This is a genomic window from Pseudomonas imperatae (assembly GCF_057128625.1).
The window spans coordinates 190,686-206,521 of record NZ_JBSKHP010000001.1; the positions used below are offsets into that span (position 1 = coordinate 190,686).

General features: G+C 63.5%; 15 protein-coding genes and 4 tRNA genes. 9 read left to right on the forward strand and 10 right to left on the reverse strand.

Annotated features, from left to right (window positions below):
- Positions 1-34 precede the first annotated feature (34 nt).
- Positions 35-1,060 carry an outer membrane protein assembly factor BamD gene (locus ACWKWX_RS00860; RefSeq protein WP_416426944.1) on the reverse strand — a complete coding sequence of 342 codons (1,026 nt, stop codon included), beginning with the start codon at positions 1,058-1,060 and terminating at the stop codon, positions 35-37.
- Positions 1,061-1,209: 149 nt separating this feature from the next.
- On the opposite strand from ACWKWX_RS00860, the gene rluD reads away from it, so the two are divergent.
- The 7 genes from rluD to ACWKWX_RS00895 all read left to right on the forward strand — a co-directional run bounded on the left by rluD (position 1,210) and on the right by ACWKWX_RS00895 (position 6,553).
- Positions 1,210-2,172, forward strand: a complete 963-nt coding sequence (gene rluD, locus ACWKWX_RS00865; protein ID WP_416426943.1) for a 23S rRNA pseudouridine(1911/1915/1917) synthase RluD — start codon at positions 1,210-1,212, stop codon at positions 2,170-2,172.
- Positions 2,169-2,909 carry a peptidoglycan editing factor PgeF gene (gene pgeF / locus ACWKWX_RS00870; protein WP_416426942.1) on the forward strand — a complete coding sequence of 247 codons (741 nt, stop codon included), beginning with the start codon at positions 2,169-2,171 and terminating at the stop codon, positions 2,907-2,909. Before rluD ends, pgeF begins: the two co-directional genes overlap by 4 nt.
- Positions 2,910-3,155: 246 nt before the next feature.
- Entirely contained in the window at positions 3,156-5,720 is a 2,565-nt protein-coding gene (clpB, locus tag ACWKWX_RS00875) for an ATP-dependent chaperone ClpB (protein ID WP_416426941.1), read from the forward strand.
- A gap of 416 nt (positions 5,721-6,136) precedes the next feature.
- A tRNA-Asn gene (locus ACWKWX_RS00880) sits at positions 6,137-6,212 on the forward strand.
- Positions 6,213-6,222: 10 nt separating this feature from the next.
- Positions 6,223-6,299 (forward strand) — tRNA-Pro (locus ACWKWX_RS00885).
- 5 nt (positions 6,300-6,304) lie between these two features.
- Positions 6,305-6,380: transfer RNA gene (locus ACWKWX_RS00890), tRNA-Lys, on the forward strand.
- 96 nt (positions 6,381-6,476) lie between these two features.
- A tRNA-Pro gene (locus ACWKWX_RS00895) sits at positions 6,477-6,553 on the forward strand.
- Positions 6,554-6,724: 171 nt separating this feature from the next.
- Here ACWKWX_RS00895 and hutC read toward each other — a convergent pair.
- From hutC to ACWKWX_RS00920, 5 genes are all read right to left on the reverse strand, one after another.
- Complete coding sequence (hutC, locus tag ACWKWX_RS00900; RefSeq protein WP_416426940.1) at positions 6,725-7,447, reverse strand: histidine utilization transcriptional repressor HutC; 723 nt, start codon at positions 7,445-7,447, stop codon at positions 6,725-6,727.
- The gene (gene hutH / locus ACWKWX_RS00905) at positions 7,444-8,979 is read right to left on the reverse strand and encodes a histidine ammonia-lyase (RefSeq protein WP_483826824.1); all 1,536 of its coding nucleotides are present in this window, start codon (positions 8,977-8,979) and stop codon (positions 7,444-7,446) included. Before hutH ends, hutC begins: the two co-directional genes overlap by 4 nt.
- Positions 8,980-9,203: 224 nt before the next feature.
- Positions 9,204-10,499 carry an NAD(P)/FAD-dependent oxidoreductase gene (locus ACWKWX_RS00910; RefSeq protein ID WP_416426938.1) on the reverse strand — a complete coding sequence of 432 codons (1,296 nt, stop codon included), beginning with the start codon at positions 10,497-10,499 and terminating at the stop codon, positions 9,204-9,206.
- Positions 10,500-10,562: 63 nt separating this feature from the next.
- Positions 10,563-10,736, reverse strand: a complete 174-nt coding sequence (locus tag ACWKWX_RS00915) for a DUF3094 domain-containing protein (protein WP_483826825.1) — start codon at positions 10,734-10,736, stop codon at positions 10,563-10,565.
- 175 nt (positions 10,737-10,911) lie between these two features.
- Positions 10,912-11,541, reverse strand: coding sequence for a DUF1780 domain-containing protein (locus ACWKWX_RS00920; RefSeq protein WP_416426936.1), 630 nt, complete (start codon positions 11,539-11,541; stop codon positions 10,912-10,914).
- A 111-nt stretch (positions 11,542-11,652) separates the two neighbouring features.
- On the opposite strand from ACWKWX_RS00920, the gene ACWKWX_RS00925 reads away from it, so the two are divergent.
- Together ACWKWX_RS00925 and ACWKWX_RS00930 are read left to right on the forward strand one after the other, a co-directional pair.
- Positions 11,653-12,120: an FAD/FMN-containing dehydrogenase gene (locus tag ACWKWX_RS00925; protein ID WP_473004501.1), complete on the forward strand. Its 468-nt coding sequence runs from the start codon at positions 11,653-11,655 to the stop codon at positions 12,118-12,120.
- Positions 12,117-12,794 carry an energy-coupling factor ABC transporter permease gene (locus ACWKWX_RS00930; RefSeq protein ID WP_473004500.1) on the forward strand — a complete coding sequence of 226 codons (678 nt, stop codon included), beginning with the start codon at positions 12,117-12,119 and terminating at the stop codon, positions 12,792-12,794. Before ACWKWX_RS00925 ends, ACWKWX_RS00930 begins: the two co-directional genes overlap by 4 nt.
- Positions 12,795-12,921: 127 nt before the next feature.
- On the opposite strand, the gene yacG is transcribed toward ACWKWX_RS00930, so the two are convergent.
- The 4 genes from yacG to ACWKWX_RS00950 are packed head-to-tail and all read right to left on the reverse strand — an operon-like array spanning position 12,922 to position 15,834.
- Complete coding sequence (gene yacG / locus ACWKWX_RS00935) at positions 12,922-13,125, reverse strand: DNA gyrase inhibitor YacG (RefSeq protein ID WP_416426934.1); 204 nt, start codon at positions 13,123-13,125, stop codon at positions 12,922-12,924.
- Complete coding sequence (gene coaE / locus ACWKWX_RS00940) at positions 13,122-13,745, reverse strand: dephospho-CoA kinase (protein WP_416426933.1); 624 nt, start codon at positions 13,743-13,745, stop codon at positions 13,122-13,124. Before coaE ends, yacG begins: the two co-directional genes overlap by 4 nt.
- Entirely contained in the window at positions 13,745-14,614 is an 870-nt protein-coding gene (locus ACWKWX_RS00945) for a prepilin peptidase (protein WP_473004498.1), read from the reverse strand. The genes coaE and ACWKWX_RS00945 overlap by 1 nt, the downstream gene beginning before the upstream one ends.
- Entirely contained in the window at positions 14,614-15,834 is a 1,221-nt protein-coding gene (locus ACWKWX_RS00950) for a type II secretion system F family protein (RefSeq protein ID WP_483826826.1), read from the reverse strand. The genes ACWKWX_RS00945 and ACWKWX_RS00950 overlap by 1 nt, the downstream gene beginning before the upstream one ends.
- Positions 15,835-15,836: the final 2 nt, after the last annotated feature.

Here is a 15,836-nt window from a genome sequence, read left to right on the forward strand (position 1 = left end):
AGGCCCGAAGGCCTCTTTTTTGCTGCGGCGTTGCTCAGTCGAACAGCCCGAAGGTCAGGTAGCTGAAGAAGCCGCGCTTCTTCTTCGGTGCGTCGTCTACCGGCTTGGCCGGCTCGTCGGCGGTACCGCCCTGGTCCTTTGGCAGCAGCTCGTGCGGGATGGCGTCCTTGTCATCCTGGAACTGTTTGGTCAGTTCCTGGTTGGCGCGGGTCTCACCCGGTGGCAGCGGTGCGCTGGTGCCTACCAGGCCCAGGGTGGCCTTGGTCAGCCACGAGCGGTTGTCCGCCTCGGCCTGTTGCGGCACGAACTTGCCGTCCACCAGTTGCGGGTGGTCAGGGTAGTTCAGCTTCAGGGTTTCCAGGCTGGTGGCGGCCAGGTCGTCCAGGCCCATGCGCTGGTAGGCTTCCACCATCACGGCCAGGCCGTCACCCACGGACGGGGTTTCCTGGAAGTTTTCCACCACGTAGCGGCCACGGTTGGCGGCGGCGACGTAGGCCTGACGGGTCAGGTAGTAGTCGGCCACGTGGATCTCGTAGGCCGCCAGCAGGTTGCGCAGGTAGATCATGCGCTGCTTGGCGTCAGGGGCGTAGCGGCTGTTGGGGTAGCGGCTGGTCAGCTGGGCGAACTCGTTGTAGGAGTCGCGGGCAGCACCCGGGTCACGCTTGGTCATGTCCAGCGGCAGGAAGCGCGCCAGCAGGCCGCGGTCCTGGTCGAACGAGGTCAGGCCCTTGAGGTAGTAGGCGTAGTCGACGTTCGGGTGCTGGGGGTGCAGGCGAATGAAACGCTCGGCAGCCGACTTGGCCGCTTCAGGCTCGGAGTTCTTGTAGTTGGCGTAGATCAGCTCGAGCTGCGCCTGGTCGGCGTAGCGCCCGAACGGATAGCGGGAGTCCAGCGCCTTCAGCTTGGCGGTGGCGCTGGTGAAGCTGTGGTTGTCCAGATCGGCCTGCGCCTGCTGGTACAGCTCGGTTTCGCTCAGGTTTTCGTCGACCACTTCCTTCTTCGACGAACAGGCGGCCGTGAGTCCGAGGATGGCGATCAGCAGCAGGTGTTTCACTTGCATGGCGGCTTGCGTCCCTATGACGGCCGCTGTCTTGGGCGTGACCGTCCTGTTATGATGAGCGCCCCGTGGAAGCCTCGGGGCAAAAGACGCCGTATTTAACCACAAGCGTGCAGCCGAAACCAAAGGCTGTGCCGCCGCACAGTCCGAGCATGTCCGAGATCATACAACTTAGCGCAGAGGTACCGTCCGAATTGGGCGGCCAACGCCTCGATCAAGTCGCCGCACAATTGTTCGCCGAGCACTCTCGCTCGCGCCTTTCCGCCTGGATCAAAGAAGGCCGCCTGACCGTGGACGGTGGCGTGCTGCGCCCACGTGACATCGTTCACGGCGGCGCCATCCTGGCCCTTTCCGCCGAACAGGAAGCCCAGGGCGAGTGGATCGCCCAGGACATCGAGCTGGACATCGTCTACGAGGACGACGACATCCTGGTCATCAACAAGCCTGCGGGCCTGGTGGTGCACCCGGCTGCTGGCCACGCCGATGGCACCCTGCTCAACGCCTTGCTGCACCACGTGCCGGACATCATCAATGTCCCGCGCGCCGGCATCGTGCACCGCCTGGACAAGGACACCACGGGCCTGATGGTGGTCGCCAAGACCATCCAGGCGCAGACCAAGCTGGTCGCGCAGCTGCAAAGCCGTACCGTCAGTCGGATTTATGAGTGCATCGTCATCGGCGTGGTCACCGCCGGGGGCAAGATCAACGCCCCCATCGGTCGCCACGGCCAGCAGCGCCAGCGCATGGCGGTCATGGAAGGCGGCAAGCCAGCCGTCAGCCACTACCGCGTGCTCGAGCGCTTCCGCTCGCACACCCACGTGCGGGTCAAGCTGGAAACCGGCCGTACCCACCAGATCCGCGTGCACATGTCGCACATCAACTTCCCGTTGGTGGGTGACCAGGCCTACGGCGGGCGCTTCCGCATTCCGCCGGCCGCCAGCGCGACCATGGTCGATGCCCTGAAGACCTTCCCGCGCCAGGCGCTGCACGCGCGCTTCCTGGAGCTGGAACACCCCACCACCGGCCAGCGCATGAGCTGGGAATCGCCACTGCCGGATGACTTCGTCTGGCTGCTGTCGCTGCTCAAGCAGGACCGCGAGGCGTTCGTCGGATGAGTGACCTGACGCAGGACCTGATTTTCCCCGATTGGCCGGCACCGGCCAACGTGAAGGCCTGCGTCACCACGCGAGAGGGCGGCGTCAGCGCCGCGCCTTTCGAGCATTTCAACCTCGGTGACCACGTGGGCGACGCGCCCGCGGCGGTGGCCGAGAACCGCCTGCGCCTGACGCGCACGTTCGGCATCCAGCCGGCGTGGCTCAAGCAGGTGCACGGCATCCACGTGGCGCACGCCAACCCGGCGGTCATCGCCGAGGCGGACGCCAGCTGGACGGCCACCCCCGGCATCGCCTGCACGGTGATGACCGCCGACTGCCTGCCCGCGCTGTTCTGCGACCGCGCCGGCACCCGCGTGGGCGCTGCCCATGCCGGCTGGCGCGGGCTGGCCGCCGGGGTGCTGGAGGCCACGGCGGAAAGCCTGGCGGTGCCGGCCAGCGAGATCCTGGTCTGGCTGGGCCCGGCCATCGGCCCGCGCAACTTCGAGGTGGGCGCCGAGGTGCGCGACATCTTCATGGCCAGCCACCCGCAGACCGCCGCAGCCTTCGTGCCGGGCGCCGCGCCGGGCAAGTTCATGGCCGATATCTACGCCCTGGCGCGCCTGCGCCTGGCGGCGATGGGCATTACCGCGGTGTACGGCGGTGGTGAATGCACCATCGAGGATCTACGCTTCTTCTCCTACCGGCGTGCGCCGCAGACCGGCCGCTTCGCGTCGCTGATCTGGCTCGATAACGCCTGACCACGACACTTCGTAGCCGCTGCCGCAAGGCTGCGCTGGCCTGTGTGAACCCTGAAAATCTTCAGCGAGGCACGGGGCCAGCGCAGCCTTCGGCAGCGGCTACGGGTAGTGTGCGTTATTGATGTGGGTCAAGCCCCTGCCGCTTGAATCTTGAACAATGCCCCCCATCTATATCGGTATCTCAGGCAGGTTTTTCTTCATCAGGTGTGTCCATCGCTCCGGCCTGCCCCTATAGGAAGGTGACATATGCGTATAGACCGTTTGACCAGCAAGTTGCAGTTGGCGCTGTCCGATGCCCAATCCCTGGCGGTGGGCATGGACCACCCGGCCATCGAGCCTGCGCATTTGATGCAGGCCTTGCTCGACCAGCAGGGCGGTTCCATCAAGCCGCTGCTGATGCAGGTGGGCTTCGACGTGAACAGCCTGCGCAAGGAATTGAGCAAGGAGCTCGACCGCCTGCCGAAAATCCAGAACCCTACCGGCGACGTCAACATGTCCCAGGACCTGGCGCGCCTGCTCAACCAGGCCGACCGCCTGGCGCAGCAGAAAGGCGACCAGTTCATCTCCAGCGAGCTGGTGCTGCTGGCGGCCATGGACGAGAACAGCAAGCTGGGCAAGCTGCTGCTCGGCCAGGGCGTGAGCAAGAAAGCCCTGGAAAACGCCATTACCAACCTGCGCGGCGGCGAAGCGGTGAATGACGCCAACGCCGAAGACTCGCGCAAGTCCCTGGAAAAATTCACCGTCGACCTGACCAAGCGCGCCGAAGAGGGCAAGCTGGATCCGGTTATCGGCCGTGACGACGAAATTCGTCGCACCATCCAGGTGTTGCAGCGCCGTACCAAGAACAACCCCGTGCTGATCGGCGAACCGGGCGTGGGCAAGACCGCCATCGTCGAGGGCCTGGCCCAGCGCATCATTAATGGCGAAGTGCCGGACGGCCTGCGCGGCAAGCGCCTGCTGTCCCTGGACATGGGCGCGCTGATCGCCGGTGCCAAGTTCCGCGGCGAGTTCGAAGAGCGCCTCAAAGGCGTGCTCAACGACCTGTCCAAGCAGGAAGGGCAGATCATTCTGTTCATCGACGAGCTGCACACCATGGTCGGCGCCGGCAAGGGCGAGGGCTCCATGGACGCCGGCAACATGCTCAAGCCGGCCCTGGCCCGTGGCGAGCTGCACTGCGTGGGCGCCACCACGCTCAACGAGTACCGCCAATATATAGAGAAGGACGCGGCCCTTGAGCGGCGCTTCCAGAAAGTGCTGGTGGACGAGCCGAGCGAGGAGGACACCATCGCCATCCTGCGCGGCCTGAAGGAGCGCTACGAGGTGCACCACAAGGTGGCGATCACCGACGGCGCGATCATTGCCGCGGCCAAGCTCAGCCATCGCTACATCACCGACCGCCAGCTGCCGGACAAGGCCATCGACCTGATCGACGAAGCCGCCAGCCGCATCCGCATGGAAATTGACTCCAAGCCCGAGGTGCTGGACCGCCTGGAGCGTCGCCTGATTCAACTCAAGGTCGAGTCCCAGGCCCTGAAGAAAGAAGACGACGAAGCGGCGATCAAGCGCCTGGAGAAGCTGACCGAGGAAATCGCCCGCGTCGAGCGTGAGTACGCCGACCTGGAAGAGATCTGGACCTCGGAGAAAGCCGAAGTGCAGGGCTCGGCGCAGATCCAGCAGAAAATCGAACAGTCGCGCCAGGAACTGGAAGCCGCCCGCCGGCGTGGCGACCTCAGCCGCATGGCCGAGCTGCAGTACGGGGTGATCCCTGACCTGGAGCGCAGCCTGCAGATGGTCGACCAGCACGGCAAGAGCGACAACCAGTTGCTGCGCAGCAAGGTCACCGAGGAAGAGATCGCCGAGGTAGTGTCGAAGTGGACCGGCATTCCGGTGGCGAAGATGCTCGAAGGCGAGCGCGAGAAGTTGCTGAAAATGGAAAGCCTGCTGCACAAGCGCGTGATCGGCCAGAACGAGGCTGTGGAAGCGGTTTCCAGTGCCGTGCGTCGCTCCCGTGCCGGCCTGGCGGACCCGGATCGCCCCAGCGGCTCGTTCATGTTCCTGGGCCCTACCGGCGTGGGCAAGACCGAGCTGTGCAAGGCCCTGGCCGAGTTCCTGTTCGACACCGAGGAGGCCATGGTGCGTATCGACATGTCCGAGTTCATGGAGAAACATTCCGTAGCTCGCCTGATCGGTGCACCACCGGGCTACGTCGGCTATGAAGAGGGCGGCTACCTGACCGAGGCCGTGCGCCGCCGGCCGTACTCGGTGGTGTTGCTGGACGAAGTGGAGAAGGCTCACCCGGACGTGTTCAACGTGCTGCTGCAGGTGCTGGACGACGGCCGCCTGACCGACAACCAGGGCCGCACCGTGGACTTCCGCAACACCGTGATCGTGATGACCTCCAACCTGGGCTCCGCGCAGATCCAGGAGCTGGTGGGGGACCGTGAGGCCCAGCGTGCCGCAGTGATGGACGCGGTAAGCTCGCACTTCCGGCCGGAGTTCATCAACCGTATCGACGAGGTGGTGGTGTTCGAGCCGCTGGCGCGCGACCAGATCGCCGGCATCACGCAGATCCAGCTCGGCCGCCTGCGCCGCCGCCTGGCCGAGCGCGAGCTGAACCTGGAGCTGAGCGAAGAGGCGTTGGACAAGCTGATTGCCGTGGGTTACGACCCGGTGTATGGCGCGCGGCCGCTGAAGCGCGCGATCCAGCGCTGGATCGAGAACCCGTTGGCGCAGTTGATTCTGTCCGGGCAGTTCCTGCCGGGCACGACCATTACTGCTAGCGTTGCGGACGACGAAATCGTCTTCGCCTGATGGTTGAGTCTCTGTAGCCGCTGCCGCCAGGCTGCGCTGGCCCTGTAGTACACCCGGGAAATTACAGGTGTGCCATAGGGCCAGCGCAGCCTGCGGCAGCGGCTACGGCGTTTCGGCCCTGGAAAATCGGCACTTTGAAAAAAATTGCAGCTAAATGCATGTTTCTATTTGCATTTCTCAAAAAGGTTGAGTAAAGTTCGCCTCGCTGTAACGGCAACCCACAGATCACCACGCTGCACCGGGATCTGAAAATAGTTTGAAATTCAGTAAGTTGAATGAAAATTAGGGGTTGACAAGGGTTTTGAAGGTTGTAGAATAGCGCGCCTCAGAGGCACTAACGTAGCGATACGGGAAAGCCGAAGAGTTCGAAGCGGTAGGAATACAGGTTCGAAACTTGCAGTACTGAAATTGATAGTTCCGTGATAGCTCAGTCGGTAGAGCAAATGACTGTTAATCATTGGGTCCCAGGTTCGAGTCCTGGTCACGGAGCCAAATTTCATATCGGGGTATAGCGCAGTCCGGTAGCGCGCCTGCTTTGGGAGCAGGATGTCAGGAGTTCGAATCCCCTTACCCCGACCATTTTTGGGTCGTTAGCTCAGTTGGTAGAGCAGTTGGCTTTTAACCAATTGGTCGTAGGTTCGAGTCCCACACGACCCACCATTTTTGATTCCAGTTCGCTGGGTCAGATCTTAAAAGCCCTTCCGGGTAACACTGGAAGGCATCAAAAAAGGCGCCTTCTGGGTGCCTTTTTTGTACCGGGGTATAGCGCAGTCCGGTAGCGCGCCTGCTTTGGGAGCAGGATGTCAGGAGTTCGAATCCCCTTACCCCGACCATCTTCAGAAAAAAGGCGTCCCTCGTGGACGCCTTTTTTTATGCCTGAAAAACTTCTCCGACTCCAAACACGATCCGTAGCCGCTGCCGCCAGGCTGCGCTGGCCCTTGTGAACGCTGAAAAAGTCCAGTGGGGCATAGGGCCAGCGCAGCCTGCGGCAGCGGCTACGGGTATCAGGCTTTGACGGTCATTCGGCTACCTAGCCGATACCGCGAAGACGGATGGGTGAGCTTCACATAGGTCACCGCCCGCTCCGCATTCCACGTGCGCCGCAGCAGCACCAGGCACGCCTCATCCATCTCCATCTGCAGCAGCCGCGCTTCCTCCTCGCTGGGGTGCCCGGCTTCGACGATGTGCTCCATCTCGTCCGGGCGAATCACCTGCAGCAGGTAGCTGGCAGGTTGCAGCTGGGCGCCAAAGTCCTGTGCCAGCAGCTGCGGGATCAGGTCCGGGTTCACGTAGCGATCTTCCAGCTGCACCGGCACCCCTTCCTCCAGGTGCACGCACAGCAGGTGAAACACCGATGCCCCGGTGGCCAGGCCCATGGCCGCCGCCACCTGCAGGGACGCGGCTTCACGCCCCATGTGCAGCATGCGGCATTCATAACGGTGGCCACGGGCGAGGATCTCGTCGCCGATATTGCTGATGCGCATCAGGTTGGACTGCGGCTTGGGCTCGGCCACGAAAGTGCCCACGCCGTTGACCCGCACCAGCCGGCCTTCCTCGGCCAGCTCGCGCAGGGCGCGGTTGACGGTCATGCGCGACATGCCCAAGGTCTGCACCAGCTGGTTTTCCGAGGCAATCAGGTCACCGGGCTTCCAGTGCCCGGCGTGGACCTTGTCCAGCACGAAGTCCTTGGCGCGTTGGTACAGCGCCTGGGCTGGCCGGGTGTTCATCCCTGGTACAGCTCGGCGAAGGCCAGCCAGCGGCCAAACACGCCATCTTCCACCCAGCTGCGGGCGGCGGCGATATCCGGGGCGAAGTAGCGGTCCTCGTCGTAGTGGGCCACGCCCTCGCGAATGAAGTGCATGACTTCGGTGAGCTTTGGCGAGGTCTGCAGCGGTGCCAGCAGGTCGATGCCCTGCGCTGCGCCCAGCAGTTCGATGGCGACCACGGCGCTGCTGTTGCCGGCCATGTCCAGCAGGCGGCGGGCGGCGAAGGTGGCCATGGACACGTGGTCTTCCTGGTTGGCGGAAGTGGGCAGGCTGTCGATGGAGGCGGGGTGGGCCAGGGTCTTGTTTTCCGAGGCCAGGGCGGCAGCGGTGACCTGGGCGATCATGAACCCGGAGTTCAGGCCTCCTTCGCGCACCAGGAACGCCGGCAGGCCGGACAGCGCCGGGTCCACCAGCTGCGCGGTGCGGCGCTCGGACAGCGCGCCGATTTCCGAGATGGCCAGGGCCAGCACGTCGGCGGCCATGGCCACCGGTTCTGCGTGGAAGTTGCCGCCCGACAGCACGTCACCGTCGGCGCTGAACACCAGCGGGTTGTCGGACACGGCGTTGGCTTCGCGCAGGAATACCCCGGCGGCAAAGCGCATATGATCCAGGCAGGCGCCCATCACCTGCGGCTGGCAGCGCAGGGAATAAGGGTCTTGCACGCGCTTGCAGTCGGCGTGGGACTGGCGGATCTCACTGGTGGCGCCCAGCAGGTCGCGATAATAGGCCGCGGCGGCGATTTGCCCAGGCTGGCCACGCACCGCCTGGATACGTGGGTCGAACGGCACCGCCGAGCCCTTCAGCGCTTCCACGGTCAGGCTGCCGGCAACCACGGCGGCGCTGAACAGTTTTTCTGCGGCGAACAGCCCGCGCAGGGCCAGGGCGGTGGACACCTGGGTGCCGTTGATCAGCGCCAGGCCTTCCTTCGGGCCGAGCTCCAGCGGCGTCATGCCAGCGATGGCCAGGCCTTCGACCGCGTCCATCTCACGGCCTTCATGGCGCACGCGCCCGACGCCAATCAGCACCGCCGATATATGCGCCAGGGGCGCCAGGTCGCCCGATGCGCCCACCGAACCCTGGGACGGAATGCACGGGAACACCTTGGCCGCATACAGCTGGCGCAACGCCTCGATCAGCTCCCAACGCACGCCGGAAAAGCCACGGGCCAGGGAGGCCACCTTGAGCGCCATGATCAGGCCGACGCTGGCGTCATCCAGCAGCGGGCCGGTGCCGGTGCAGTGCGACAGCAGCAGGTTGCGCTGCAGCTTGGCCAGCTTATCGGTGGCGATGGAGGTGCGCGCCAGCAGGCCGAAGCCGGTGTTGATGCCGTAGACGGTGCGTTCGTTGGCGATGATCTGGCTGACGGTGTTGGCGCTGGCCGCCACTACATCCCGGGCCGAGGCGTCGAGCTCGAAGGGAGCCTGGTGCTGATAGATGGCGCGCAGTTGGTCGAGGTCGAAATGGCCGGGCAGGATCTGCAGGGTGGCGGGCATGGCGGTGTCCTGGTGTCAGGTTGAGAGGGTAGCTATATAAGCCTGTATATACAGGTATAGCAAGAGCCCTGTCGCCGGTAAAGCGCACCTTGTCGCAAATCCATACGCCACAAACGACGTAGCCGCTGCCGCAGGCTGCGCTGGCCCCATGCCTCACTGGAGATTTTCAGTGGGGCTCAGGGCCAGCGCAGCCTGCGGCAGCGGCTACGTAACTGCGGGGGCTGTTAGTGCAGTTTCAGGCGCGGCTCGGTGCCGCGGCCGATGCGGCTGCCGAGCATCAGCATCATGGTCTTGAAGGTGCCGTACAGCGCCATCTGGTGCATGCGGTACAGCGACACGTAGAACATGCGCGCCAGCCAGCCTTCCAGCATCACGCTGCCGGTCAGGTTACCCATCAGGTTGCCCACTGCAGAGAACTTCGACAGCGAGATCAACGAGCCGTAGTCCTTGTAGGTGTATTCCGGCAGCTCCTTGCCCTCGATGCGCAGCTTCAGCGACTTGGCCAGCAGGGACGCCTGCTGGTGGGCCGCCTGGGCGCGCGGTGGCACGTTGCGGTCGGTGCCTTTCTGCGGGCAGGCCGCGCAGTCACCGAAGGCGAAGATGTTCTCGTCGCGGGTGGTCTGCAGGGTCGGCAGCACTTGCAGCTGGTTGATGCGGTTGGTCTCCAGGCCGTCGATGTCCTTGAGGAACGCCGGCGCACGGATGCCTGCCGCCCAGACTTTCAGGCTGGCGGGGATGACCTTGCCATCGGCGGTCTTCAGGCTGTCGGGGCCCACTTCGCTGACCGAGGCGTTGGTCAGCACGGTGACGCCGAGTTTTTCCAGGGTCTTGTGCACCGGCCCGCCGATGCGCTCCGGCAGGGCAGGCAGCACCCGCGGGCCGGCTTCGATCAGGGTGATGCGCATGTTTTCCGGCTTGATCTTGTCCAGGCCATAGGCCGCCAGCTCGTGGGCCGCGTGATGCAGCTCGGCGGCCAGCTCCACGCCAGTGGCGCCGGCACCGACGATGGCGACGCTGATCTGGCTGTCCAGGTCGCTGTGGGCATGGGCGCGCAAATAGTGGTTGAGCAGCTGCTGGTGGAAGCGCTCGGCCTGCTTGCGGGTGTCCAGGAACAGGCAGTTCTGCGCCGCGCCCAGGGTGCCGAAGTCGTTGGTGGTGCTGCCCACCGAAATCACCAGGCTGTCATAGCCCAGGGTGCGCGCAGGCAGCAGCTCCAGGCCGTTCTCGTCGATGGTGGCGGCGAGCTGAATCTGTTTGGCGGCACGGTCCAGGCCGCTCATGCGCCCCAGCTGGAACTCGAAGTGGTTCCACTTGGCCTGGGCCACGTAGTTCAACTCGTCTTCCGAGGAGTTCAAGGAGCCGGCAGCCACTTCGTGCAGCAGCGGTTTCCAGATGTGCGTCAGGTTGGCGTCGACCAGGGTCACGCTGGCGGTGCCACGCTTGCCCAGGGTCTTACCCAGGCGGGTCGCCAACTCCAGGCCGCCGGCGCCGCCGCCGACAATCACGATACGATGTGTCATTCAAAGTACTCATAAGGTTTACGGAATTCTGTAGGTCAGTGGGAAGGGCGAGCGCAAGGCAGCTCAAAGCACCAGGTAACTGATCAGGCGGCTCAACAGGCCAAGGCCGATGGTGACGGCTACCGTCAGCACCAGGAGCATCCACGGCCGAAAGGGCCGGCGCTCGACTTTGTGCTGGGGCAGCTGCAGGTAGTGATCCACGCGTTGCTGATCTTTGGGATTCAGACGGCTGCTCATCATGGCCTCGCAAGGTAGACGCTTCTGACTGTAGGAAAAGTACAGTGTTCCCACCGCAAATCATACAACCATTCCACCCCCGTAGCAGCTGCCGCAGGCGGCGTCCGGCCCCCACGAGGTATGCCTGCAGGAACGCGTCGCCTGAGACGCGGCCTGGCGGCCGCTGCTACGGGGGTTAGAGGCTGATGCCCACATCAAACACAATGCTGCGCCCCAGGTTGCTGCGCAGGAAGTCCGGCGCATCCGGATGGGCGAACAGCACCCGGGCGAAGGTCGGGCCCACCAGCGACAGCGAGCGCCAGCCCTGGCGCAGGTATTCGGTCGGCGGCGGGAAATGGCTGTTGAGGTCCAGCACCTCGCGCTTCAGGCTGGCGAAGGCAATGATGTCCAACTCGCCCAGGTCCAGGCCGCGTTCCTTGTAGTTGTGCGACTTCTTGCGCAGGGTGGGGGCCAGGCGCTGCAGCAGTTCCGGCGCGCCGATGCGCTTGGGCCGGGCCTCGCGCCGCACCAGCTGGGCCAGGGAAAAGGCGCTGCGGCGCCGTTGCAGCTCCTCGCGCCACTCGTCATTCAGGCGCCGGCCCTCGTCCAGCACGAAAAACACCTCGAAACTGGCGTCGCGGAACAGCACGTCGGGCGGCTCCTGGCCCGCCGGGTTGAACTCCTCGGCGCGGTACGGGATGTTCAGGCCTTGCAGCAGGCGCTGGCACACCCAACGCTCGCGCTCCCATTTGCGGGCATTGGATAGGAACGCATTGGCTTGTTCGGCCTGGATGGTAAGCAGGCGCAGGTAATCTGAGTCATCCATGCACACAAGCTTAGCGGGTCAAATGCGCTTTGCCGTGAATGACTTGCACACGCTGTGTCACGGTGTGGGGTGTAAACTGCCAACAAGCACATTCGCCAGAGGAACCTGCACATGAAGTTCTGGACCCTGTTGCTGCTCAGCCTGCTGCCCTGCTGGGCCATGGCCCTGGAGGTGGGCGAACGGTTGCCGCCGTGGACGCTGCTGGACCAGTTCGACGCGCCCTACAGCCTCAACGAAGACGCGCGCATTCTGCTGGTGGCCCGCGACATGGGCGGCGCCAAGCTGGTCAACGCCGCCCTGCAAGGCCAGCCCAAGGGCTACCTGGAAGGGCGCAAGGCGGTGTTCCTGGCGGACATCCAGCGCATGCCGGCCTTGATTGCCAGGATGTTCGCGCTGCCGTCCATGCGTTCCTACGACTACCGCGTGGTGCTCGACCGCGAAGGCCGCATCGCCCCCAACTACGGCGTGGCCGATGACTCGGTGCTGTGGCTGGAGCTGGACCACCAGCGGGTGGTAGCCCAACACGCGTTCACCGACGCCGCTGCGTTGAGGACGGCGTTGGAACAGGCGCAAAAATGATCAGCGCGCAGGTGCTGTCCGGCGCGACGCTAAGCGTGGGCTGGTGCCTGTATATACCGGTGTTGGGCTGGGCCGCCTGGCGCGCGCCCTGGGTTGAACTGTTCAGTGACAGCCGCCGCCAGCACCTGCTGTTCGGCACGGTGCTGGCGCTGTTCCTGCTGTGGCTGGTGCGGCGCGATTTCGACACCGGGGTGTCCTACCATTTCATCGGCATGACCGCCGTGACCTTGCTGCTGGACTGGCCGCTGGCGCTGCTCGGCGGCCTGGCCGCGCAGATGGGCCTGGTGCTGCTGGGGCGCCAGGACCTGCTGGCCGCCGGCATCAATGGCCTGCTGCTGATCGGCCTGCCGGTGCTGGTGACGGAAGTCTGTGCCGTGTTGGTGGAGCGCGCGCAGCCGAAGAATCCCTTCGTCTACATCTTCTGCTCAGGGTTCTTTCCTGCCGCGTTGGCGGCGTTGCTGTGCGTGTTCGCCGGGCTGGGGCTGTTGTGGCTGGACGGGCGCTTCGCGCTGCCGGAGTGGATCTGGGACTTTGTCGGCTATCTGTGGCTGGTGATCTTTCCCGAGGCGTTTATCAATGGGGTGATCGTCACGGCGCTGGTGGTGTTCTGCCCCGAGTGGCTGGAAACCTTTAACCGCACGCGGTACCTGGCGGCGCCGTGGAAGGATGAGTGATGCCCCCCGGATGGCGCGCGGAGCTCTGTAGCCGCTGCCGCCAGGCTGCGCTGGCCGGTGTGAACCCTGAAAATCTACAGTGGGGCACGAGGCCAGCGCAGCCTACGGCAGCGGCTACGGGGATATATCAGTGCTCGCTGTGGGGCAGGTCGCCCGAGAACAGCTCATCCTCGGCGTCCGGCGCCACCGGGATCTTGTGTTCCTCGGCGGCCCAGGCGCCCAGGTCGATCAGCTTGCAACGGTCGGAACAGAATGGCCGGGTAGGGGTGGCCGCGGTCCATTCCACCGGCGCCCCGCAAGTGGGGCATTGTACGGTCAGGGGTTGGCTCATGATTGGCCTCCAGTCAACGTCAGGTAAAAATCATGCAGCCGCTCGACTTCGGCGCGCAAGGCGCCCAGGTCGCGGTCATTGACCAGCACGTCATCAGCGTGGCGCAGGCGTTCCTCGCGGGTAGCCTGGGCCTTGAGGATGGCCTGCACCTGCTCAAGGCTGGTGTTGTCACGGCGCAGGGTGCGCTCGATCTGCAGCGCCTCGGGCACATCGATCACCAGCAGGCGCTGGGCTAGCCGGTACTGCCCTGACTCCACCATCAGCGGCGAGACGAACACCGCATAGGGCGAAGTGCCCCTGGCCAGCGCCTGGGCAATCTCGGTGGCAATCAGCGGGTGCAACAGGCCTTCCAGCCAGCGCCGCTGCTCGGCGTCCTCGAAAATCAGCCGGCGCAGCGCCGCGCGGTCCAGCGTGCCATCGGCCTGCAATACCCCGGGCCCGAAGTGCCGGGCAATCTCGGCCAGGGCCGGGCGCCCCGGCTCGACCACCCAGCGCGACGCCTGGTCGGCGTCCACCACGTGCACGCCCAGCTCGGCGAAGCGCTCGGCGGCGGCACTCTTGCCGCTGCCGATACCGCCGGTAAGGCCCAGGATCCAGGGCGTCGAAGAAGCTGTAGTCATCAGAAACCAGCAAACTGCATGTAGGAAGCGGTTATTTGACCACCCCACAGCAATGCGATCCAGCCCGCAATGGCCAGATACGGCCCGAAAGGGATCGGCGTGCTGTGCGCAGCATTGCGCAGGCGCAGCAGGATCACCCCGAGAATGGCGCCCACCAGCGACGACAGCAGGATGGTCAGCGGCAACACCTGCCAGCCACCCCAGGCGCCGAGCATCGCCAGCAGCTTGAAGTCGCCATGGCCCATGCCTTCCTTGCCGGTCACCAGCTTGAATAGCCAGAACACCAGCCACAGCGCCAGGTAGCCGGCCACCGCGCCCCACAGTGCGTCGCTCAGGCTGGTGAAAATGCCGTAGGCATTGAGGATCAGCCCCAGCCACAGCAGCGGCAACACCAGCGCATCGGGCAGCAACTGATGATCGGCGTCGATCATGCTCATGGCCAGCAGGCCCCAGGTCAGCAGCATCATCGCCCCGGCGGCCCAGCCGAAGCCGAAATGCCAGGCCACGAAAGCGCTCAACAGGCCGCTGGCCAGCTCCACCAGCGGGTAGCGTTTGCTGATGGGGGCTTTGCACTGGCTGCATTGGCCCTTCAGCGCCAGCCAGCTGACCACGGGGATGTTTTCCCAAGCGCGGATCTTGTGCTGGCAGTGCGGGCAGGCCGAGGCGGGCAGCATCAGGTTGTAGCGCGGGCCCTCTGGCTCGGCGGGTAGGCCGAGGATGTCACGGGCCTGGGCTTTCCAGTCGCGCTCCATCATTTTCGGCAGGCGGTGGATGATGACGTTGAGGAAGCTACCCACTACGAGGCCCAGGATCAGGGCGCAGAGGGTGAAGGCCACGGGGGTGGTGGCCAGGTAGTCGGATAGGGGCATTAAATCACGTCGCCGAGTTGGAATATGGGTAGATACATCGCAACTACTAAACTGCCGACGACAAGCCCTAATACAACCATGATCATCGGTTCCATTAAGCTGGTTAAGCTATCAACCATGTTATCGACTTCCGCCTCGTAGTTGCTCGCGACCTTGTCCAGCATGTCATCCAAGGCACCTGACTCCTCTCCGATAGCCGTCATCTGGATAGCCATGCTTGGAAATACGCCCGTGGAGCGCATAGAGAAATTAAGTTGCATGCCGGTGGAGACATCTGCTTTGATCTGATTTACGGCATTCCTGAATACTACGTTACCAGTCGCTCCCGCTACCGAGTCCAGCGCTTCAACTAGCGGCACCCCAGCCGCAAAAGTTGTGGATAAAGTGCGGGCGTAGCGCGCGACTGATGATTTATAGATTATCATCCCTATGATTGGCATCTTAAGGAGTACTCGATCCAGCCCATCACGAAATTTCCGGCTCGTTTTATAAATGTGGCGGAACATGAATATGGCGGCGAAAACCCCGGCCAGTACAATCCACCACCAGTGCTGGAGTATCTCGGAAAGTTCAATTACCAGCAACGTAAAGGTGGGCAGTTGTGCGCCGAAGCCTTGAAATACCGTTTGAAATTGCGGGACTACTTTAATCAGAAGAATTGACGAAACAATTACGGCGACCACCAGTACCGCGATAGGGTACGTCATGGCTTTTTTGATTTTTGCTTTCAGTGCCTCGGTTTTCTCTTTATATGTTGCAACGCGATCCAGTAAGGCTTCAAGTGCGCCCGCCTGCTCGCCTGCGTCTACCAAATTACAATAAAGATCATCAAAGTATTCTGGCTTCTGTCGTAAGGCAGACGCAAATGAATTACCTGCGCCTACTTCAGACTTCAGATCCTCCACAAGCTTTCTCATGTTTGGGTTGTCTACCCCTTCAGCGATAATGTCGAACGACTGAAGCAGTGGTACACCCGCTCGCATCATTGTCGCCATTTGCCGGGTGAAAAGCGCGATATCCATTGGTTTGATCTTCTTCCCTTTGCTGAAGATCGAAACGCTTTTTTTCTTTATTTTTCCGGGACTGATTCCTTGCTTTCTCAATTGGGCCTTGAGCAATGCGAGCGAGGGTGCGCTCATCTCCCCGGTAACTTTGGCTCCTTTACGATCAGTGCCCTCCCAGACGTAAGTGCCGACTTTTGTACCTGCTTTCGCTGCCATTG